Source organism: Vibrio sp. 378, assembly GCF_033339435.1.
Window position 1 is genome coordinate 1 of the sequence record NZ_JAWOUO010000956.1, and the last position, 563, is coordinate 563.

The window sequence follows — 563 nt, forward strand, 5'->3', positions numbered from 1 at the left end:
TGCCCCTTAACTATCCATAGATCTCTAAATTTAGAGAGAAAATTCAGTCTGTAAAACTCGCTCAATCCGACTGAAACAAAATTGAGCTGAGTGATGAGCCTCATCAAGCATCCCTTGAGAGAAGCTCATGAAGGAGGGAATACGTCCCCTCCTTCTAACTACATCATGTGATTATTCAACCACTAGGTCACCGAAGTAAGGCATAACCATTGGGTTCACAATGTCTGCTGCTTTCACGTTAGACTTCGCGCCCCACGCTTCACTTTGCCAGTGTAGCGGTACAAATGCTGCGTCGTTGTAAAGCGTCGCTTCAACACCTTTTAGCATTTCTGCACGTTTCGCTGGATCCGTTTCCACGTTCGCTGCTTCTACAATTTTGTCCATTTCTGGGTTTGAGTAGTAACCACAGTTGTACTGGCCACGACCTGTCTCTTCGTTACGAGTCATCGTTAGGAACTCGTTGAAGTTCGCAGAGTCTTCAGTGTCTGAGTGCCAACCGATCATCAGCATGTCACCCGCACATTTATCAAACTCTGGCCAGTATTGCTCTTTTGGCATGGTTT

Annotated in this window: 1 pseudogene; it reads right to left on the reverse strand. The window is 46.0% G+C overall.

What is annotated here, in order from left to right:
- Window positions 1-171: 171 nt before the first annotated feature.
- Window positions 172-563: pseudogene (locus tag R7Q48_RS29795) on the reverse strand (ABC transporter substrate-binding protein); the annotation flags it as partial.